The 18,982-nt window shown below is 67.8% G+C and carries 19 protein-coding genes, 1 tRNA gene and 1 other RNA gene; 15 read left to right on the plus strand and 6 right to left on the minus strand.

What is annotated here, in order from left to right; genetic code table 11:
* Positions 1-106: 106 nt before the first annotated feature.
* The 6 genes from nosZ to HALXA_RS05345 are packed head-to-tail and all read left to right on the plus strand — an operon-like array spanning position 107 to position 6,722.
* Positions 107-2,008 (plus strand): TAT-dependent nitrous-oxide reductase, encoded by a 1,902-nt coding sequence (gene nosZ, locus HALXA_RS05320; RefSeq protein WP_013879286.1) that lies wholly within the window; start codon positions 107-109, stop codon positions 2,006-2,008.
* Between the two features lie 6 nt (positions 2,009-2,014).
* Complete coding sequence (locus tag HALXA_RS05325) at positions 2,015-2,884, plus strand: hypothetical protein (RefSeq protein WP_013879287.1); 870 nt, start codon at positions 2,015-2,017, stop codon at positions 2,882-2,884.
* A complete protein-coding gene (nosD, locus tag HALXA_RS05330) occupies positions 2,881-4,263 on the plus strand; it encodes a nitrous oxide reductase family maturation protein NosD (protein WP_013879288.1) in 1,383 nt (460 codons plus the stop codon). Before HALXA_RS05325 ends, nosD begins: the two co-directional genes overlap by 4 nt.
* Positions 4,244-5,227 carry an ABC transporter ATP-binding protein gene (locus HALXA_RS05335; protein ID WP_013879289.1) on the plus strand — a complete coding sequence of 328 codons (984 nt, stop codon included), beginning with the start codon at positions 4,244-4,246 and terminating at the stop codon, positions 5,225-5,227. Before nosD ends, HALXA_RS05335 begins: the two co-directional genes overlap by 20 nt.
* Entirely contained in the window at positions 5,227-6,147 is a 921-nt protein-coding gene (locus tag HALXA_RS05340; protein WP_013879290.1) for an ABC transporter permease, read from the plus strand. The genes HALXA_RS05335 and HALXA_RS05340 overlap by 1 nt, the downstream gene beginning before the upstream one ends.
* Complete coding sequence (locus HALXA_RS05345; protein ID WP_013879291.1) at positions 6,144-6,722, plus strand: nitrous oxide reductase accessory protein NosL; 579 nt, start codon at positions 6,144-6,146, stop codon at positions 6,720-6,722. Before HALXA_RS05340 ends, HALXA_RS05345 begins: the two co-directional genes overlap by 4 nt.
* Positions 6,723-6,775: 53 nt before the next feature.
* On the opposite strand, the gene HALXA_RS21975 is transcribed toward HALXA_RS05345, so the two are convergent.
* From HALXA_RS21975 to HALXA_RS05350, 3 genes are all read right to left on the minus strand, one after another.
* Entirely contained in the window at positions 6,776-6,937 is a 162-nt protein-coding gene (locus HALXA_RS21975; RefSeq protein ID WP_013879292.1) for a hypothetical protein, read from the minus strand.
* A gap of 94 nt (positions 6,938-7,031) precedes the next feature.
* Complete coding sequence (locus HALXA_RS21980; protein ID WP_013879293.1) at positions 7,032-7,193, minus strand: hypothetical protein; 162 nt, start codon at positions 7,191-7,193, stop codon at positions 7,032-7,034.
* A 103-nt stretch (positions 7,194-7,296) separates the two neighbouring features.
* Entirely contained in the window at positions 7,297-7,875 is a 579-nt protein-coding gene (locus tag HALXA_RS05350) for a cysteine hydrolase family protein (RefSeq protein ID WP_013879294.1), read from the minus strand.
* Positions 7,876-8,037: 162 nt separating this feature from the next.
* Between HALXA_RS05350 and HALXA_RS05355 the strand changes: the two genes are divergently transcribed.
* From HALXA_RS05355 to HALXA_RS05365, 3 genes are all read left to right on the plus strand, one after another.
* Complete coding sequence (locus tag HALXA_RS05355) at positions 8,038-9,846, plus strand: Hvo_1808 family surface protein (protein ID WP_013879295.1); 1,809 nt, start codon at positions 8,038-8,040, stop codon at positions 9,844-9,846.
* A 7-nt stretch (positions 9,847-9,853) separates the two neighbouring features.
* Complete coding sequence (locus tag HALXA_RS05360; RefSeq protein ID WP_013879296.1) at positions 9,854-11,419, plus strand: Hvo_1808 family surface protein; 1,566 nt, start codon at positions 9,854-9,856, stop codon at positions 11,417-11,419.
* Between the two features lie 95 nt (positions 11,420-11,514).
* Positions 11,515-12,717 carry a nicotinate phosphoribosyltransferase gene (locus HALXA_RS05365; RefSeq protein WP_013879297.1) on the plus strand — a complete coding sequence of 401 codons (1,203 nt, stop codon included), beginning with the start codon at positions 11,515-11,517 and terminating at the stop codon, positions 12,715-12,717.
* 200 nt (positions 12,718-12,917) lie between these two features.
* Here HALXA_RS05365 and HALXA_RS05370 read toward each other — a convergent pair whose 3' ends face one another.
* Positions 12,918-13,517 (minus strand): TIGR00296 family protein, encoded by a 600-nt coding sequence (locus HALXA_RS05370; RefSeq protein ID WP_049895416.1) that lies wholly within the window; start codon positions 13,515-13,517, stop codon positions 12,918-12,920.
* A gap of 105 nt (positions 13,518-13,622) precedes the next feature.
* Here HALXA_RS05370 and rnpB point away from each other — a divergent pair.
* An RNA gene (rnpB, locus tag HALXA_RS17805) (RNase P RNA component) lies at positions 13,623-14,140 on the plus strand.
* 133 nt (positions 14,141-14,273) lie between these two features.
* Complete coding sequence (locus HALXA_RS05375) at positions 14,274-14,609, plus strand: DUF7344 domain-containing protein (protein WP_013879299.1); 336 nt, start codon at positions 14,274-14,276, stop codon at positions 14,607-14,609.
* Between the two features lie 13 nt (positions 14,610-14,622).
* On the opposite strand, the gene HALXA_RS05380 is transcribed toward HALXA_RS05375, so the two are convergent.
* On the minus strand, positions 14,623-14,931 hold the full coding sequence (locus tag HALXA_RS05380) for a HalOD1 output domain-containing protein (RefSeq protein WP_013879300.1): 309 nt from the start codon (positions 14,929-14,931) through the stop codon (positions 14,623-14,625).
* 296 nt (positions 14,932-15,227) lie between these two features.
* Here HALXA_RS05380 and HALXA_RS22750 point away from each other — a divergent pair, with 296 nt between their 5' ends.
* The 3 genes from HALXA_RS22750 (at position 15,228) to HALXA_RS05395 (ending at position 16,764) form a co-directional block, all read left to right on the plus strand.
* Positions 15,228-15,602: a HalOD1 output domain-containing protein gene (locus HALXA_RS22750; protein WP_013879301.1), complete on the plus strand. Its 375-nt coding sequence runs from the start codon at positions 15,228-15,230 to the stop codon at positions 15,600-15,602.
* Between the two features lie 46 nt (positions 15,603-15,648).
* Positions 15,649-16,320, plus strand: coding sequence for a helix-turn-helix domain-containing protein (locus tag HALXA_RS05390; protein ID WP_013879302.1), 672 nt, complete (start codon positions 15,649-15,651; stop codon positions 16,318-16,320).
* A 96-nt stretch (positions 16,321-16,416) separates the two neighbouring features.
* Positions 16,417-16,764 (plus strand): DUF7344 domain-containing protein, encoded by a 348-nt coding sequence (locus tag HALXA_RS05395; protein WP_171814660.1) that lies wholly within the window; start codon positions 16,417-16,419, stop codon positions 16,762-16,764.
* A gap of 228 nt (positions 16,765-16,992) precedes the next feature.
* On the opposite strand, the gene HALXA_RS05400 is transcribed toward HALXA_RS05395, so the two are convergent.
* A tRNA-Arg gene (locus tag HALXA_RS05400) sits at positions 16,993-17,065 on the minus strand.
* 384 nt (positions 17,066-17,449) lie between these two features.
* Here HALXA_RS05400 and HALXA_RS05405 point away from each other — a divergent pair.
* Entirely contained in the window at positions 17,450-18,922 is a 1,473-nt protein-coding gene (locus HALXA_RS05405) for a single-stranded DNA binding protein (protein ID WP_049895195.1), read from the plus strand.
* Positions 18,923-18,982 lie beyond the last annotated feature (60 nt).

Raw genomic sequence — 18,982 nt, forward strand, 5'->3', positions numbered from 1 at the left:
CCCCGTAGGAATTCCGATCCTGCTCTAATACCCCGTAGTTCCGAGGTCTATCTGTGATGATCGGGGGCGCCCGCTGTCGGGCGTCACTCCGACATCTGTCAGGACAATGACCGACGAACCTACTTCCCCCACGCAGGACTCGAGCGAGACCGACGCGGGCACCGAGCGAGAACCGCTGTTCGATCGCATTCCGCGCCGCGACTTCATGAAGGCAGGTGCAGCCGCCGGTGCGATGGGCTCGCTCGCCGGCTGTACGGGCCTGCTCAGCGACCAGGACGACGGGCTGGCCTCGGCGTCCGACGTCGATGCGAGCGTGCCGCCGGGCGAGCACGACGACTACTACGCGTTCCTCTCCGGCGGTCACTCCGGCGAGATCCGCGTCTACGGCGTGCCGTCGATGCGGCAACTGATGCGCATTCCCGTCTTCGGCCGGGAGAGCGCCCGCGGCTACGGCTTCGACGACCGAACGAGCGAGATGCTCGAGGACGCGGGCGGCTACTCGTGGGGCGACACCCACCACCCGCGCGTGAGCCAGACGGACAACGACTACGACGGCCGCTGGGCGTTCGTCAACGACAAGGCGAACGGCCGGATGGCCCGGATCAACCTCAAATACTTCGAGACGGACGCCATCGTCGACATTCCGAACCAGCAGGGGACCCACGGCGCCTGCTGTCTGCTGCCGGACACGAAGTACGTCTTCGGCGTCGGCGAGTTCCGCGTCCCGATGCCCAACGACGGGCGGGACCTCACCGATCCCGACAGCTACACGTCGACTATCGCCGCCATCGACCCCGAGACGATGAACGTCGAGTGGGAGGTGCTGGTCGACGGTAACATGGACAACGGCGACGGCGGCAAGGAGGGACGGTGGTTCTTCGCGACCGGCTACAACAGCGAGAACGCCACCACCGAAAGCGAGATGTCCTCCTCGGACACCGACTGGCTGAAAGCCTTCGACGTGCCCGCCATCGAGGAGGCCGTCGAGAACGGCCAGTACGAGGAGATCGGCGGCGTCCCGGTCGTCGACGGCACCCGCGACAGCGACCTGAACGGCGGCGACCGACCGATCGTCCGCTACATCGACGTTGCGAAGAGCCCCCACGGGGTCAGCGTCACGCCGGACAACAAGTACGCGATCGCCAGCGGCAAGCTCGACCCCACGTGCTCGGTGATCGACATCGAGCAACTCGCCGAGGTCGACGACCCCAACGACGCGATCGTCGGCCGGCCGAGCCTCGGAATGGGGCCGCTGCACACCGCCTACGACGGCCGCGGCCACGCCTACACGACGCTGTTTATCGACTCGCAGGTCGTCAAGTGGGACATCGAGGCCGCCGTCGAGGCCGAGGCCCAGTCCGAAGATCCGGTCGTCGAGAAGATCGACGTCCACTACAACCCCGGCCACCTGATCGCCAGCGAATCGTACACGGCCGATCCGCAGGGCGACTGGCTGATCTCGCTGAACAAGCTCTCGAAGGACCGGTTCCTGAACGTCGGCCCGCAAAAACCCGAAAACGACCAGCTGATCTACATCGGGGACGACGAGGAGGGGATGCAGCTCGTGAAGGACACGCCCTCCTACGCCGAACCGCACGACGCGTCGATCGTCAGCGCGGACAAGATCCAGCCCGCGGACATCTACGACCCCGCGGACTACGAGGAGGAGTACGTCGACCACGGCGAGTCTGAAGTCGTTCGCGAGGACGGGAGGGCCCACGTGAAGATGTACTCGACGCGCAACGAGTTCGGCCTCCACGAAGTGACCGTCCAGGAGGGCGACGAGGTGACGATGACCGTCACCAACATCGAGCAGACGCCGGACATCCTCCATTCGCTGGCGATCCCCGAGCACGACATCAACATCAAGCTCGCACCGCAGGAAACCCGCGAGGTCACCTTCACGGCCGACGAGCCCGGCGTCTACTGGATGTACTGTGCGTTCTTCTGCAGCGCGCTGCACCTCGAGATGCGCTCGCGACTGATCGTCGAACCCGCGGACGAGTAACTCACCATGATCCCATCCCGCCTCAAGCGACTGACCGAACTCCGGCGCGCCCTCCCGTTGACAGCGGCGGGGCTGTTCCTGCTCGCACTGGCGCTGCCGGTGTGGCGGATCACGTTCGAGGCGCCCCAGTACGTCGAGACGCTGGTCGTCGAACTGTACGCCTACCCGCGGATCGGCGGCGACTTCGGCGAGGTCGCGGCGCTCAACAAGTACGTCGGGTTCTACTACCCGGACCCGGTGTACGTCGAGCCCAACTACGAGGTCCACGAGAAGGCGATCGACGTGCCCGAGTGGGTGCTCGGTCCGGTAGCCTTTATCGGCCTCGCCGGCGCGTCCGCGGCCGTCTCCGTGCTCCCCAGCGGGAAACTCGAGCGCGGACTGGTCGCGCTGCTGGGCGGGACGGTTGCGATCTTCGGGACGATGGCCGCGATCATCCAGTACCGGCTCTACCAGGCCGGCCACACCCTCGATCCGGCCGCACCGCTCAACGGCGTCGACGGCTTCACGCCGCCGCTGCTGGGCAACTACGCGGTCGCCAACATCGACGGGAACGCCTGGTTCGGTCCCGGCGGCTACCTGCTGGTGGTCGCGGTCGCCTTGCTGGCGGTCGCCGTCGCGCTGCGCCACTCGCCGGCGACGGTCGGCGACGCGCCGTCGCTCGTCCGCGGGGGCTGGGAGCGGCTCCGGGACCGGATCGGGCGCAGCGACAGAGAGGACTCGAGCGGCGACGGCCGCCCGACGGACGAGCGGCCGACCGGCGAACGCGAGCAACCCGGTGCGACGCGGACGTCCGACGGCCACAGCCCGCGGACGGACGGGGGCTCCCGATCGGATGGACCGAACGACGCAGGCGGAACGGGCGGTGATCCGCCGTGACCGAGCGCTACTTCGCCGTCCTCGCCGCAGCCGTGCTCGTCGCCTCGCTGGCCGGCGCCGCCGTCGCCGCGACGGACGGCTCGAGCGGCGACGAAAGCGTCGACGACTGGAGCGCTGATGTGCCGGACGTCCACGACGCCGACGTCCCCGAAGCCGACGGGACGGCGACGCTCGACGGACAGCAGTTCGACTCGCTGCAGGCCGCCGTCGACGCCGCCGAGCCCGGCGACGAGATCATAGTCGAGGGCCGGTTCGACGAGCGCGTCACCGTCGACACGCCGAACGTGACCGTCGCGGCCGTCGAGCGCGACGCCGCGGTGATCGACGGCGGGGAGAACGGCACGGTCGTCGAGATCGCCGCCGACGACGTGACCCTCGAGGGGGTCTGGATCCGCAACTCCGGGCTCGACAAGAGCGCCGGCGACAGCGGCGTCCTCGTGAACGGCTCAAGCGCGACGCTCTCGGAGCTTCGCCTGACCGAGATCGCGTTCGGGGTCTGGATCGGGAGCGTCGACGACGCGACCGTCGAGGACAGCCTGATCGCGGGCCGCGAGGACGTCCAGACGGTCCAGCGCGGCAACGGCATCCACCTCTGGGAGTCGACGGACGCCGAGATCCACAACAACTCGATCACGACCGTCCGCGACGGGATCTACTACCAGTGGGCCGAGGGCGTCCACGCCGAGGGCAACACGATGTGGGACATGCGCTACGGCGTCCACTACATGTACTCGAACGACAACCGGCTCGTCGACAACACCGCCTTCGACAACGACGTCGGCTTCGCGCTGATGGTCTCGAAGGGGCTGACCCTCGAGAACAACACGGCGGTGAACAACGACGGCACGAGCGGCCACGGCATCCTGTTGAAGGACGTCGAGGACAGCGCGATCGTTGGCAACGAGGTCGTCGGCAACGATAACGGCCTGTACGTCTACAACGCGCAGGATAATCGCTTAGCGGACAACCTCGTGCTCGAGAACGAGATCGGCGTCCACGTCACGGCCGGCAGCGCCAACGCCGTCGTGGCGGGCAACAGCTTCATCGCCAACGACCAGGCCGCGTTCGCGGAGACGACCTCGCAGGCCCACTGGAACGCCACCGACCGGGGCAACTACTGGGCGGACGCCCGCACGACCGACCTCGACGAGGACGGCGTCAGCGAGCTCCGCCACCAGCCCGCCGGCGCCGTCGAAAAGCTGGTCCACGAGCGACCGCAGGCGGCGGCCTTCGCCGAGAGCCCCGCCTTCGACGCGGTCCGGATGGCCGAGAGTTCGTTCCCGGTCCTCGAATCGCCCGGCATCGTCGACCACCGACCGCTCGCCGAACCGCTACACGACAACTGGAAGGACTACTACAATGCAGATCACGATCACTGACGTCCGCAAGCGATACGGCGACGTCGTCGCCCTGGACGGACCCTCGTTTACGGTGCCGTCCGGGTCGACGTTCGGCGTCCTCGGAACGAACGGCGCGGGAAAGACGACGCTCTTCGAGCTGCTGGTCGGCCACGACCGGCCCGACGAGGGGCGGATCGAAGTCGGCGGCATCGACGTCGCCGAGGCCGGCCACCGCGTCCGCGAGCGCGTCGCCTTCCTGCCCGAACACGCCGGCTTCCCGCCGGCGATGACCGGCCGGGAAGTGCTCGACGTCCACGCCCGCATCCGCGGGCTCACGAACCAACGGGAACGCATCGACGACGCCCTCGAGACGGTCGGGCTCGCCGACGCGGCCGACCGCGCCGTGGAGGGCTACTCCAACGGGATGGGCCGACGGCTCGGCCTCGCGGCGGCGCTGATCGCCGATCCGCCGGTGCTCGTGCTCGACGAACCGACCGCCGGGCTCGACCCGCGAGGCGTCGCGGCGTTCCACCAAACCATCGAGCGGCTCGGCCGCGAAACGGACACGACGATCGTCCTCTCCTCGCACGTATTGAGCGAGGTCGAGCGGCTCTGCGACGACGTCGCGATCCTCGAGGACGGCCACCTGCGCGCGGCCGGGCCGATCGACGATCTCCGGTCGGAAACGGACACGGACGACCGAGTTACCGTCTCGCTCCGACCGGCGAACGACCAGGCTCGTCCGGACCTGCTCGAGGCCGTTCAGGACTGCGGCGACGTTACCGAAACCGACGACGCGATCGAAGTTACCTGCGATCGGGAGGCCGCGTTCGGCGTCTGCGGCACCGTCGATCCGTCGCTGCTCGACGGCTTCGAGGTCCGAGAGCCGGGCCTCGAGGCGGTGTTCCAGGACGTGCTGACGGACGAGGCGCCTGATCTCGAGGACGAAGATGCGGACGAGGACGCGGGGCCGATCCGGGCGACCGAGGAGGTGAGCGCGTAATGACCGACGCCGATCCGCGACCCGACGGCGGGTACACCACGGCGATGGCGCCCGACACCGACGCCGACGTCGAGACCGTCCACGAGTCCGAGACCGACGATCTCGAGTCCGGCGCGTGGTACCGCCAGCTGCTGGTCGTCGCCGAGACCGAGTACCGCCTCGCGGTGCGGGGCCGGTGGGCGATCGCGCTGACCGCGATCTTCGCCGCCTTCGCGCTCGGGCTGACGACGTTCAGCGGCGCGAGCGTGAGCCCCGAGGGGTTCGAGCGGACCGTCGGCAGCCTCGCCGTGCTCGCGGTCTACCTCGTGCCGCTGGTCGCACTCGCGTTCAGTTACGACGTTATTGTCGGCCGGAAGGAGAGCGGGTGGCTCCAGACCCTGTTCTCGCTGCCGGTCGACCGCGCCTGGATCGTCGTCGGCGCCGCCGCCGGCCGCGCCGTCGTGCTCGCGAGCGCGACGATCATCGGCTTCGGCGTCGCCGGCGGCTTCCTGCTGCGCGAGTACGGCCTCGACGGGTTCGACGCCTACGCGACCTTCATGCTGGGGGCCGTCGGACTCGGCCTAGTCTTCCTCGCGGTCGGCGTCCTCGTCTCGACGCTGGCCCGCGAGAAGACCCACGCGCTCGGCGTCTCGCTGCTGGCGTGGGCGTGGTTCGTCCTCGTCCACGACCTGCTCGCGCTCGGCCTGATCGGCGCGCTCGAGCTCTCGGAGACGGCCGTCTCCGCGATGCTGCTGGCGAACCCGACCGGGGTCTTCCGGGCGCTCGTGCTGGGATCGCTGGGGGCCGGCGGCAACGCCGGGTTCGCGTCGGTGCTGGCCGAGTCCGGCCTCTCGACTGGCGTCCTAAGCGGAGCCCTGCTGGCCTGGATCGCCGTCCCGATCGCAATCGCCGCGCTCGCGATCCGGAGGCGACGGCTGTGACGCACCCCCGGGACCGTCTCTCGCGCCGTCGCATCCTCGCCGGCGTCGGTCTCGCAGCCGTCGGCGGACTCGCCGGCTGTCTCGCGGGCGGGAGCGGGGACGAATCCGCCGAGCCGGCCGAACCGATCGCCTTGACCGACGGCCAGGCCTGCGACGCCTGCGGGATGACCGTCGCCGACCACTACGGCCCCGCCGGCCAGCTGTTCTACGCGGACGGCTACCCCGAGGACCGCGACGGACCGGCGCGGTTCGACAGCGTCCACGAACTCGTCGCCGCCCACGCTGCACAGGCCCGGCGCGGTCGGGAGCTGCGCGCGGCCTTCGTCACCGACTACTCGAGCGTCGACTACGACCTCGACGAACGCGAGGGAACGACGTACATCTCGAGTCACGTACGAGCCGAGGATTTCACCGACGCGACGGCGGCATCGTTCGTCGTCGACGGCGGGATCGAAGGCGCGATGGGCGAGGACGTCGTCCCGTTCTCGAGCACCGATGACGCCGAGGCGTTCGCCGCCGAGCACGGCGGATCGGTTGCGACGTGGGAGGAGCTCTCGTCGGACGAATCGGCATAGCGACGGCTAGCCAGTTCGGCGTCGAACGAGCCTGCTATGACGGGGACGGCGGTCTACGAATTTTGTCCTGAGACCGAGCCGTCGTCGGACCGGCCGGCCGCACTGCGAGCGCCGAACCAGAGCCGACCGTGGAGGTAACGGCCGATCGTTGCGACCGTCGCGAAGTAGAGGTAGATGACGACGTCGACGTACGGCGGAACGGCACCCGGTTCCATACGCGCCGCATCCCGTTCGCGGCCGATACGCGCCGGGCTGTACTGGTTCGCCGTTCAAATAAGCCTCTGTTCCTGACTGCTCGAGCGCCTGCACTCAGGATCGTGCGATCATCCAGTACCGCGCTCCCAGATAGACCGTCACGAGGCCGAAGGTGACGGCGTACAGCATCGCACCGGTCGAGGCTGCACTCGCCATCGCGACGAGGTTGAACGCGATGCCGACGACGTAGAGCCAGCGGAGGTGCCGCTGGTTCATGCGCGATCACTCGCCGCGCGGTCGGTCCCCTCTATCAGATTTCGGCACATACGCCTCCCTTCGGAGGTACCGGTAAAAATCCTCCCGTCTCAGCGAGACAGTCTTACGCGAACTCGAGGTCGTCACCCTCAACAACCTCACCGAACAGCCACTCGGCGTGCTCCAGGGCGTACTCCTTGTGGTCGTCCTCGATCGCGCCGATACAGTCCTCGACGAGGATCGGTCGGAAATCGAGAAGCCCGGCGCTGCCGCCCGTGTGGAGCACGCAGACGTTCGCGAGCGTGCCACAGATCACGAGGTCGTCGATCCCGCGGGCGTTCAGCCACCCCTCGAGCTCCGTGTTGTAGAAGGCGTCGTAGGTGTGTTTCTCGACGACGTTGTCGGCGGCCTCGACCGGCAGTTCGTCGACGATTTCGGCGTCCCACGACCCCTCGAGGACGTGTTCGCCCCACTGTTCGAACTCGTCGTAGTAGTGGGCGTCCTCGAACTGTTCGGGCGGGTGGACGTCCCGCGTGAACAGCAGGGAGGCGCCGGCCTCGCGAGCGCGCTCGACGAGGGCGGCGATCGGTTCGATGGCCCGTTCGCTGCCCGGCGCGTACAGCGAGCCGTCGGGATGGCAGAAGCCGTTTTGCATGTCCACGACCACGATCGCGGTGCGCTCTGGCTCGAGTTCGACGCTCATGTGTCAACCTACGAAGGAGGCGGTAAAAACGTTCGTGCGAGTGCGACCAGCGGGGCGGCTGACCGTCCCGGAACCGCAGCCGGCGCGACGCACCCTGGGAGCCGGCCCGCCGACCGCCGTGCTTTTTGCGGGTGCTTCCGTACGGTCTTCCATTCAGTTCGAATGAAATCAACGCGAACGCGCGCCGCCGTCGCGGTCGTCGTCGCGCTTGTCCTCCTGACGGTCGTCGGAGTCGGACTCGGAGTCGGACTCGGCGTTTTCGGTCCGCTATCGGACGACACCCCCGCTAATTCGACCGACAGCGACCGCAACGAGACGTCTGCCGCCGCCGACGACCGCCCCGACGATCCCTCGACGAACGAGACGATCGGCTACGTCGAGGGCTACTGGTACGATGACTCCCTCCCCGCCGACAACCGTAGCGACGCCGCCCTCGAGGAGGGCGAACTCGAGCCGGCCGTCTACCGCTCGATGGCCCGCGTCGAGCGGCTGCGGAACGCGACCTTCGACGAGGAGGTGCCCGTCGACGTGGTCTCCCGGGCGGAGTTTCAGGCAAACAACGACGACTTATTCGTCAACGTGACGGCCGAGCGGCGCCTGCAGGAGAACGTCAACTACGAGGCGCTCTTTACGGTCGATCGGGACACCGACGCGATCGACGAAGCCGAGGCGCTCTACGGCGATTCCGTCGGCGGCTACTACGAACCGACCGAGGACCGGATCGTGATCGTCTCCAACACGCCCGACACGCCGGAGCTGAACGAGGTCGTGCTGGGCCACGAACTGGTCCACGCGCTGCAGGACCAGCGGTTCGATCTGACGAGCTACGAGCGGCCGACCATCGACGAGGACAACGCCAAGAACGGCCTCATCGAGGGCGACGCCTCGTGGATCGAATCCCGGTACGAGCGCGAGTGCGGCGACGAGTGGGACTGCGTGCTCCCCGCGAACGGCGGGCAAACGGGCTCGAGCGGCGACGGCGCGCTCGATCCGAACTGGGGGCTCTACCTCAGCATCTACCTCCCCTACGACGAGGGGCCGGAGTACGTCGACTACCTCTACGAGCAGGGCGGCTGGGAGCGGCTCAACGGCGCCTACGACGATCCGCCGACAACCAGTTCGGCGGTGATCCACCCCGGCTCGGAGCGCGAACCGGCCGGCGTCGACGTGCCGGACCGGTCGAACGACGACTGGACGCAGTATCAGGTGGACGGCGAACCCGCGACCGAGACCGTCGGCGAGGCCGGGATGGTCGCAATGTTCGCCGGCGGGGCGTTCGAGTCCGGCGAGCCGTCGGTGATCGGCCGGAACGCGCTCCTCGAGTCGGGCGAGCCCGGCTACGAGTACGACCAGCCCCAGACGGACGGCTGGGCCGGCGACACGCTGGTCACCTACGTCAACGAAAGCCGGGACGTGGACGCGAACGCGACGATGGACGCCGTCGACCACGCCGGCTACGTCTGGCGGACCGAGTGGCTCTCGAGCGACGATAGCCGGGAGTTCGCGGACGCCTACCTCGAGTTGCTCGAGGGGTACGGCGCCGAGCCGGTCGATGATCGACGGAACACCTACGCGATCGACGGGGCCGACTACCCCGGCGCCTACTACGTCGACCGCGACGGCGAGACCGTGACGATCGTCCGCGCGCCGTCGGTCGACGACCTCGACGCGCTCGAGGCGGATGCCGCCCCGAGCGGGGAGGATACGCTCGCGTTCGGTGATACCGGGGACGAAAACACAGCCGAACCCGCGAGCGCCGAAACGAACGCGGATCGCGACGGCGGCGTCCTCGCCGCATTCGGTCGGATCGGTGCGGCGCCGGCACTGCTCGCGCTCGCTGCTAGTCTCTTGCTCGTGATCGGCGTCTCGATAACCACCCTCCGCGGCCGCAGCGCGATCGCGACCGCTGGCAGCGTCGCGGACCCGGTGCCGTCGGGCGACCGACGGGACTTTGCACCCGCTCGCGAATAAGCCGGCAATGGGACGCGTCCGACCCGGAGGCGGGCTGAAGCTACGACTGATCGCCGTCGTCGCGCTCGTCCTGCTGGCGGGCTGTACGGTGCCGAGTTCGCCGGACGAGTTCGACGCCGACCGCGACCCCGGCGATCTCGGCGACTACTCCCCCGACGACGAGTTCGCTTTCAACGCCAGCGACGGACTCACCGAATCGGAGCTTCGCGACCTCAAGTACCGCTCGATGGCGCGGATCGAGGTGCTCCGCGGCCTCAAGTACGAGCACGACGTGGAACTCGAGGTGATCGACCGGTCGGAGTTCCGGGAGCAGCGGTCCGGCGGCGGCCCGGCGTCCGCCTTCCGGAACGAACTCTGGCGCGGCGCGTTCGTCGTCGACGGGGAGACGGACGTCAACCGGGCGATGGACGACCTCTACGGGACCTCCGTGCAGGGCTACTACGTCGACGATCGGATCGTCATCGTCACCGACGACAGCGACGAGATCCGGATCGATCGGCGCACGCTGGTCCACGAGTTGGTCCACGCGCTGCAGGACCAGCGGTTCGGCCTCGAGCGCCGCGGCGAGACGCTCGACGAGCAGCGCGCCGAAACCGGACTGATCGAGGGCGAGGCGAGCTACGTACCGCAGTTGTACGCCGAGCGCTGCGGCGCGGAGTGGCAGTGTCTCTCCCGGCCCGGGGCGGCGACCGCCGACGCGGACGCGGCGAACGAAACCGACGGCGATGCCACTGTCGACGCCTCGAGCGACGACGCGGTCAGAACCACCCTCGAGCAGCGCCCGTACAACGTCGGTCTCTACCTCTCGATCTACGCGCCATACTCGGAAGGTCCGGCGTTCGTCGACGCGCTGTACGAGCGCGACGGGTGGGCCGCCGTCGACCGCGCCCACGACCGGCGACCCGCGAGCACGACGCAGTTGATTCACCCCGACCACTACCCCGACGTCGAACCCGTCGACGTCGAAATCGAGGACCGCTCGAGCGACGCGTGGGAGCCGGTTCTCGAGGGTGGCGGCGACGGCGACAGCGGGGGTGACGGCGACGGTGACGGCGGCGACCCCCGTGCCGAAACGGTCGGCGAAGCGACCCTGTTCGCGACCCTCTGGGCCGACGGCGTCGTCGACCGACCGCTCACGCAGGGGGCGACCGACCGGTCGCCGTACAATTACTCCGCCCCCGCGACCGCGGGCTGGGCCGGCGACACGTTCCACGTCTATCAGGACGCGGCCGACGAGAACCGGACCGGCCACGTCTGGCGCCTCGCCTGGGAGAGCGAGGCCGACGCCGACGAGTTCGCGACCGCCTACCGATCGCTGCTCGAGACCCACGGCGGCGACCGGGTCGACGCCGACGCGGCGACCGCCGGCGACGTCTACCGGATTCCCGACGACGAACCGTTCGCCGGCGCGTACCGCCTTACTGTGACCGGCGACACCGTCGAAATCGTCGGCGCGCCGACGGTCGACACGCTCGAGGAAATCCACGCGCCCCGCGCCGAAGCGACGCCGTCGGTTGCCGTTGCGGGCGCTTCCGGCGCCGGATCAGCGTGCTCCTCGCCGGCACCGGCGTGATCGGTCTGAGCCGCTTGCGCTTTCCTGTGCTCCGTTCAGGACCTGCAGCGCCCGCAGACGGGTAGCTTTTTTGCGTCCCGCGAAAAGTCGCCGATATGTCAAACCCGTTCGGCACCGTCCCCTCGGAGGCGATTCTCGAGGGGACCGCAACCGACGCCTACTTCGAGCGCACCCGGGCGACGCTCGAGCACGCGGACAAGAACCCGACCGTCGTCGCCGAAGTGACCGCCGACCAGTTTCCGACCGGCGAGTTCGACGTCTTCACCGGCGTGAAAGACGTCGCGACGCTGTTCGAGGGGCGCAGTGTCGACGTCGACGCGCTGCCGGACGGCCAGCTGTTCGACGGCGGCCCGGTCCTGCGGATCGAGGGGCCGTACCTCGAGTTCGCCGAACTCGAGACCTCCCTGTTGGGCTTCCTCTCCCAGCCCAGCGGCTTCGCGACGGCCGCGCTCGAGGCGCGTCTGGCCGCGCCCGACTCGCTCGTGCTCTCCTTCGGCGCGCGCCACGTCCACCCCTCGATCGCCGCGACGGTCGAACGGGCCGCCCTGCTCGCCGGGCTCGACGGCTTCTCCCACGTCGCCGCGGGCGAGATCCTCGACCGGGAGGCGAGCGGCACGATGCCCCACGCCCTGATGTTCTGCTTCGGCGAGGGGAACCAGGCCGAGGCCTGGACGGCCTTCGACGAGGCCGTCCCCGAGGACGTCCCCCGCATCGCGCTGGTCGACACCTTCTGGGACGAGAAAAGCGAGAGCCTGCTGGCCGCCGAGACGCTCGGCGACGATCTCGACGGCGTCCGCATCGACACCACCGGCTCCCGACGCGGCGACTTCCGCCACATCATCCGCGAGGTCCGCTGGGAACTCGACGCGCGCGGCCACGAGGATGTCGACATCTTCTGCAGCGGCGGGCTCGATCCCGAGGCGATCCGAAATCTGCGCGACGTCGCCGACGGGTTCGGCGTCGGCAGCCACATCACCGGCGCCGACTCGGTGGATTTCAGCCTCGACATCGTCGAAATCAGCGAGGGATCGGAAGATCCCTCGAGCAGCCGGACGCAGTCCGGCGACGACGGCCAACCGATCTCCAAGCGCGGCAAGCTTTCGGGCGTCAAAGAGGTCTATCGTACGCCCGACGGCGGCCACCACGTCGCCCTCGCCGACCGCGACGGCCCCGACGAGGGCGAGGCGCTGCTCGAGCCGCTCGTCCGCGACGGCGAGATCGTTCGGGAGTTCGACCTCGCGGACGCCAGCGAACGCTGCCTCGAGGACGCCGAGGCGGTCGGATTCGGCTCGGAATAGACTCCCCCAGCGCCGTCGGCGCGGGCGTCGATCCCGCTTCGGTGCCGCGGCGACTCGAACTCGAGCCGGCTGTCGGCGGTCGATCGCGGACACAGGACTCGCTCGCGAATTCCGATGCGCCGCTCGTACTCGCGCAGAAACAGCGAATCGATAGGCCCCAACCCCCTACGGACGCGTATCGACCGTGCTCGCGTCCGCCGTTATAGTTCTTCGATGCTGCCGTCGGCGTCGCGCTCGCGGAAGACCTGCCCCTCGAACAGCGTCACGACGACGTCGTCGTTCTGCCAGGCCCCCGGCGCGAGTTTCGCCTTCCGGCAGGTTCGATCCAGGTACTCGCGCGGACTCCAGCCGTTTTCGACCGGCACGGTCGGGTAGAGCCAGCCACCTTCGCCGCCGTCGATGGCGACGCCGTGCGTGCCGATCTCGAGGTCGGCCAGCGGATCGTCGGTGAGAACGACGTTCTTGACCGTACAGACCGAAACCGTGAGGTTCGGCAGCTCCGAGGGGCTGACCTCGGAGCCGCAGGAGTCTTCGCTGGCGGCTTCGATCGCCGCGTCGACGATGACGTGCCCGAGTTGGTCGCCCGATCGGTAGCCGCCGGCGCAGCCGCGCAGGCTCCCCCGGCCGCGCGTCGACTCGAGGCGGACGAACGCACCCGTTCGCTCGTAGAAGGCTTCCCGCATGCTGCCCGGTTGTTCTCGTTGCCCGTGTTGTACGTAGGATTCGACGGCTTCGCGCGCGAGTTCGACGGCGCGCGCGCCGTCCTCGTAGGAGAGGTCGACGCCCTGTCGCTGGGACATACAGATGTACATGGGGATAGTTCTCCTAAAACGCTTCCATTCCGTTCGAGAGTCGTACCACGGATCGACCGGGGCACTTATTCCGGCCAAGGTCCTACGGAAACCCGGAGAGAGAGCCCGGCTGCCGCGGTGGCCGCGCCGGCGACGGCGCGGTCACACAACGTTGCCCGACTCTCCGAGTCGCGCAACGCGCGCGCGAGGAAAGTCCCCCCACCAGTTCGGGCGGGTGACCGGACGCAAGTCCGGAGCGGGAGACCGCTGGCTCTGGAACAGAAACGACACGTCTCGGCCCGACCGATGATGCGCGCGAACCCGACCGCGAGGAAGGGGAGCTAACCCGCAGAGGACGGGCGTTTCTCGCACCCTCGGTGCGAGAGCCGCCGACAGGCGAGCGGCGGACGCCGCGCGCCGCGTGCGGTCGTTCGACGCGGTTCGAACCCGCGGGTCGCGCTCGGCGCGACTGACCGCACTGCGACGGCCGAGGATCGATGGAACGGCGAACCCTCACCGGTGCAAGCCCGCGCCGTGGTAGCCCGAACGCCCCGCGGCCCTTCGGGTCGCGGACGGCGCGGACGCTCAGCCGAATGCCGGGCCGAACAGAAGGGGGCTTACTCCTCTCACCGATTCCACCCGCTGAGCGGCGCTGCTCGACTGCTCGTGTTGCTACTGTGTCACCTCGACTAATACACCATTATTGACATACCAAATCATTTTGGAGCGGCCCTTTTCCTCATCGGTTTTGAACTATTTCCATCCATGAACACTGCCGAGGCGCTTACCCTCCTCGCCGATACCGATCGCAGACGTGCGGTTGCTGCACTCCTCGAGACCGAGACGACGACGATCGACGCCCTCTCCGAGCGACTTGCGGACGCTCGCCGACAGGACGACGCGGGTGTCGAGTCGGATGCCGACCGCTTCGAGCGCACGAAAATTGGGCTGATTCACGATCACCTGCCGCGACTCGCCGATCACGGCGTCCTCGAGTACGACGCGCGCAACGGCGACGTCGTCCTCGAGGACGCGAGCGATCTCGAGCCCTATCTCGCCGTCGACGAGACGACCGTCTCGATCGCGCCGCAAAACGAGTGACGACGTCGTCCCGCTACGTCCCGTCGGGCGTTACCGTCACGGTCACGCGCGGCCCGCCCTGAACGACGACCTCGTGGTCGGCGTACGAAAAGGCAACGCGGACCGATTCCCCGTCCGACGATCCCGCATCGAACACTCCATCGAGTGCGTCCGGATCGATCGTCTCGTACAGCGGCGGCAGGGCGGTCGGCGCTACCCCTGCTACCCTCGAAACGGCGTCAATAACGGCGACCGTAATCGGTTCGTTGTCGTCGCAGTCCCGCCGAAGCAGCGATTCTCCGTCGGCGTCGCCTCGGGAAGAGTCACGAAGTTTCGATCCCATACGGTTCTCTGCCTGAGAGGCAACATCCTCTTATAAAAAATTATCTAAACCGATCGTACCGCACTAAAAATAGACATAATCGCGCTTGAGCGGACTCCAATGCGGGTGCGTGTTCCGTCAGACAGTACGGATTCAAAGGTTTCGGATTCTGTCTTTGAGAGTCGTTACTGGCTGTTTTGTCCGCTTCGGCTCTCGAAACCCTCGCTCCGACGGTCGGTCCGAACGATATGCGCCAAAGAAAATGATGGATGTATTTTGACAGTGATACTTTTACGCAGTCGGTAGCTAGGCGGGGTATGCCCACTCAGTATTCCGTCGCCGCTGACGAGTCCCTCACCGTCCAGCTCGTACAGGCGATCGCGGACGCGGCGGACGTCGATCCGGTCGATCTCTCGCCGCCGCTGTACGACGCCGTCGATCCCGAAGCGCTCGAGGCGCTTTTCGCACCGACGGCGAGCGGGACGACGCGGCGCGGACGGATCGAGTTCTCGTATGCCGAGTATCGCGTCACCGTCAGCGTGGACGGCGATTCCGAGACTCCGATCACCATCACGGTCTCCGACGCCGACGACGAGACGACGCGGATCCGATCGCGAGCGCAGGCGCCGGAGCGGATTCACGACCGACAGTCCTCGGCGCTCGAGTCTCCGCAGCGATCGGACGGGGTGTAATGGCTCCGTTCGACTGCTCGAGCGGAGCGAGAACGAGAGGCCAACGATGAGTCTCTTCGGCGAATTCCACGTTCCCGCCGAGGCGTTCGCGCTCGCCGAGACGCTCGCGGCCGCGCCCGAACTCGTCGTCGAGACGGAACGGGTCGTCGCGACCGAAGAGGTGCTCACCCCGTACTTCTGGGTGTCGGGCGACGACGGCGTTGCGTTCGAGGACGCCGCCGCGGACGATCCCTCGATTCGACACCTCCGACACATCGACGACGTCGACCGGGCGTCGCTGTACCGCGCCGAGTGGACCGAGAACGTCGAGTCCATCGTCTACGCGTACGCGACCGTCGGAGCGACGATCCTCGAGGCCTCGGCGCAGGGCGACGAGTGGGAACTCAGCATCCGCTTCAACAACCGCGATCGGCTCGACCAGTTCCGCGAGTACTGCGACGAGCACGACATCCCCTTCCAGCTCACGCAGCTGTACGAACGCGCCCATCCCCGCGGCGGTGGCCAGTACGGGCTGACGAGGAAACAGCACGAGGCGCTGGTCACCGCCTGGGAGATGGGGTACTACCGCTCGACGGACGTCTCGCTAACTGATGTCGCCGACTCGCTAGAGATCAGCCAGCAGTCGCTGTCCCGGCGACTCCAGCGCGGCTACGAGAACCTGATTCGACACGCGCTGGCCGTGACGCCGCCGAGCGACGATCCGAAACTCGAGGAGTGAGCCCGCGCTGCGGAGTTCGGGCCGCGAGCGGCTATATATACCCGTGTATATACAACCGGCGGTGTCATCCCCGTCAGGAGCCTAGACTGACCACTCGTGTCTCACACTGTGTCACCGGACGATCACCTCTTTCGCGCGCTGAGCCACCCGTACCGTCGCCACGCGATCGCCGCGCTCGCGAGCACGAACTCGATGACGCTTCGCGACGTCTCCAACACCGTCGTCAGCCGGACGTACGGGGCGCCGCTCACCGACGTCCCGTCCGACGCCGTCACGGACGTCTACCTCTCGCTGGTCCACGTTCACGTCCCGCTGCTCGAGGATGCGGGGCTGCTCGAGTACGATCCGCACCGGGAACGAATCGAGGCGGTCGACCTCGAGGGGGCTATGCGATTGCTTTCGGTGGTGGCCGACGACCGGTCGCCGGTGGGTTCCGCGCGGTAAGATCGGACTCGAGGCTTTTCTTCCCTTCCCGTACAGTCGACAGAATTCGTCTCGAGAACGTCCTGACGAGGGTTTAGATATAGAAGACATCAGCTTCGCTTCGCTCGCGGTTTGGTAGCAGCAGAAACGTCCTGACGGAGTCTCACGCGAACGAAGTGAGCGTGAGGCACGTCAGGACCGAACGCAAGAGCAGGCGCTGAGTAATGCGAAGCGCCTGCGATAAGTGAGCGTCCTGACGGAGATTTGAACTCCGGTCCCTGGCTCCGCAAGCCAAGAGGATAGTCCACTACCCTATCAGGACTCATCTCTCAGTACCCGCCTCGACATTAAAGCCCTTTCGAAAGTACCCCGCTCTGGGTTGCACTCTCGTCCGTCACGGGACCGATACCCACACGACGGCGGCGACGCGCCGGCGATCGACTCGAGTCGCGGAAGGGAGGGCCGAGCCGCAGGTTTATCTACCGGGGCGCGGCCAGCAGCGGTATGCCATCGTCAGCAGGCCCGGAGCGCTCGAGTCGGTATTCCGCGCGATCGTCTCGGCGTCGAATCAGGAACCGGCCTCGAGACCGATATTTTCGCGCCCGATATCGCTGTCACGACGGCCGACGGAACCGCCGTGTCAGCAGGCGGACCGCACACCGAATGGGCAATGCTTATGCGCGGCCTACCCATGCACGAGCATAGAATGAGCGACATCGAGGGCGTGTACGAGGACCTCGAGGCCGACGTCTCTCTCGAGGAGTTTCGCGAGGCCGTCGAGGCGAAAGTCGAGCAGATGGGGGGACTCGCGGACGAGGAGACGGCGGCGATGCTCGTCGCTCACGAGGTCGGCGAGAGCGAGGTCGGCGGGGTCGCCGACATCGAACCCGGGATGGAGGAAGCGAAGTTCGTCGCGAAGGTGCTCTCGATCGGCGAGGTTCGTACCTTCGAGCGCGACGGCGAGGACGAGGACGGCCGCGTCGTCAACGTCGAAGTCGCCGACGAAACCGGTTCCGTCCGTGCGGCCTTCTGGGACGAGCACGCCGAGGCGGCGATCGAGGAACTCGAGGAGGGCCAGGTGCTGCGGGTCAAGGGCCGTCCGAAAGAGGGGTTCTCGGGCGTCGAGGTCAGCGTCGACGAGGTGGAACCGGATCCGGACACCGAAGTCGACGTGCAGGTGTCGGACACCCACACCGTCGAGGACCTCTCGCTCGGTCTCTCGAACGTCAACCTCGTCGGCGTCGTGCTCGACACCGACAGCGTGCGCACGTTCGACCGCGACGACGGCTCCGAGGGGAAGGTCTCGAACCTCGCGGTCGGCGACGAAACCGGCCGCGTGCGCGTGACGCTGTGGGACGAGCAGGCGGACCTCGCCACGGAACTCGAGCCCGGCACGACCGTCGAGGTCGTCGACGGCTACGTCAAGGAGCGGGACGGCAACCTCGAGCTTCACGTCGGCAACCGCGGCACCGTCGAGGAGGTCGACGAAGACGTCGAGTACGTCCCGGAGAGCACGCCGATCGAGGAGGTCGAGATCGGCCAGACGGTCGACCTCGCGGGCGTCGTTCGCTCCGCGGATCCCAAGCGGACCTTCGACCGCGACGACGGCTCCGAAGGGCAGGTCCGGAACATCCGCGTGCAGGACGCGACCGATGACATCCGCGTCGCCCTCTGGGGCGAGAAGGCCGACATCGACATCGGTCCCGGCGACGAGGTCGCGCTCGGCGACGTCGAGATCCAGGACGGCTGGCAGGACGATCTCGAGGCCTCCGCGGGCTGGCAGTCGACGATTACGGTGCTTGAGTCCGATTCGGACGCGGCCGAGGCGGGCGGCGACGGCGGGGCCGGCGACGCCAACGCGGGGCTGTCGGCGTTCGCCGGCGACGATTCCGGTTCCGATGATGCTGCTGCCGCCACCGACACCCCGACCGACTCGAGTGCGAGCGACGACGCGGCGACGGACACTGATACCGATGGGACTCCCGCCGATGACGAGCCCACGGACGGCGAGGAAATCGAGTTCACCGGCGTCGTCGTCCAGGCCGGCGACCCGGTCGTCTTAGACGACGGCGAGACGACCATGAGCGTCGCCACCGAGGCTGACGTCGGCCTCGGCGAGGAGGTCACCGCCCGGGGGGTCGTCCGCGACGGTCGCCTCGAGGCGAGCGACGTCTTCTGAACCGCCGAGCAACCTCCTCGAGCGGCTAGGAAAAGCGTTAAGGGAGTTAGCTTCGCCTAT

It is taken from the genome of Halopiger xanaduensis SH-6 (genome assembly GCF_000217715.1).
GTDB lineage: Archaea > Halobacteriota > Halobacteria > Halobacteriales > Natrialbaceae > Halopiger > Halopiger xanaduensis.

Coding starts and splice junctions, on each gene's coding strand:
- HALXA_RS05355 (WP_013879295.1), top strand. CDS start 8,038: ATGAAATCAACGCGAACGCGCGCCGCCGTCGCGGTCGTCGTCGCGCTT.
- HALXA_RS05390 (WP_013879302.1), top strand. CDS start 15,649: ATGAGTCTCTTCGGCGAATTCCACGTTCCCGCCGAGGCGTTCGCGCTC.
- nosZ (WP_013879286.1), top strand. CDS start 107: ATGACCGACGAACCTACTTCCCCCACGCAGGACTCGAGCGAGACCGAC.
- HALXA_RS05360 (WP_013879296.1), top strand. CDS start 9,854: ATGGGACGCGTCCGACCCGGAGGCGGGCTGAAGCTACGACTGATCGCC.
- HALXA_RS05340 (WP_013879290.1), top strand. CDS start 5,227: ATGACCGACGCCGATCCGCGACCCGACGGCGGGTACACCACGGCGATG.
- HALXA_RS21980 (WP_013879293.1), bottom strand. CDS start 7,193: ATGAACCAGCGGCACCTCCGCTGGCTCTACGTCGTCGGCATCGCGTTC.
- HALXA_RS22750 (WP_013879301.1), top strand. CDS start 15,228: ATGCCCACTCAGTATTCCGTCGCCGCTGACGAGTCCCTCACCGTCCAG.
- HALXA_RS05335 (WP_013879289.1), top strand. CDS start 4,244: ATGCAGATCACGATCACTGACGTCCGCAAGCGATACGGCGACGTCGTC.
- HALXA_RS05405 (WP_049895195.1), top strand. CDS start 17,450: ATGAGCGACATCGAGGGCGTGTACGAGGACCTCGAGGCCGACGTCTCT.
- HALXA_RS05365 (WP_013879297.1), top strand. CDS start 11,515: ATGTCAAACCCGTTCGGCACCGTCCCCTCGGAGGCGATTCTCGAGGGG.
- HALXA_RS05350 (WP_013879294.1), bottom strand. CDS start 7,875: ATGAGCGTCGAACTCGAGCCAGAGCGCACCGCGATCGTGGTCGTGGAC.
- HALXA_RS05370 (WP_049895416.1), bottom strand. CDS start 13,517: ATGTCCCAGCGACAGGGCGTCGACCTCTCCTACGAGGACGGCGCGCGC.
- HALXA_RS21975 (WP_013879292.1), bottom strand. CDS start 6,937: ATGGAACCGGGTGCCGTTCCGCCGTACGTCGACGTCGTCATCTACCTC.
- HALXA_RS05380 (WP_013879300.1), bottom strand. CDS start 14,931: ATGGGATCGAAACTTCGTGACTCTTCCCGAGGCGACGCCGACGGAGAA.
- HALXA_RS05325 (WP_013879287.1), top strand. CDS start 2,015: ATGATCCCATCCCGCCTCAAGCGACTGACCGAACTCCGGCGCGCCCTC.
- HALXA_RS05375 (WP_013879299.1), top strand. CDS start 14,274: ATGAACACTGCCGAGGCGCTTACCCTCCTCGCCGATACCGATCGCAGA.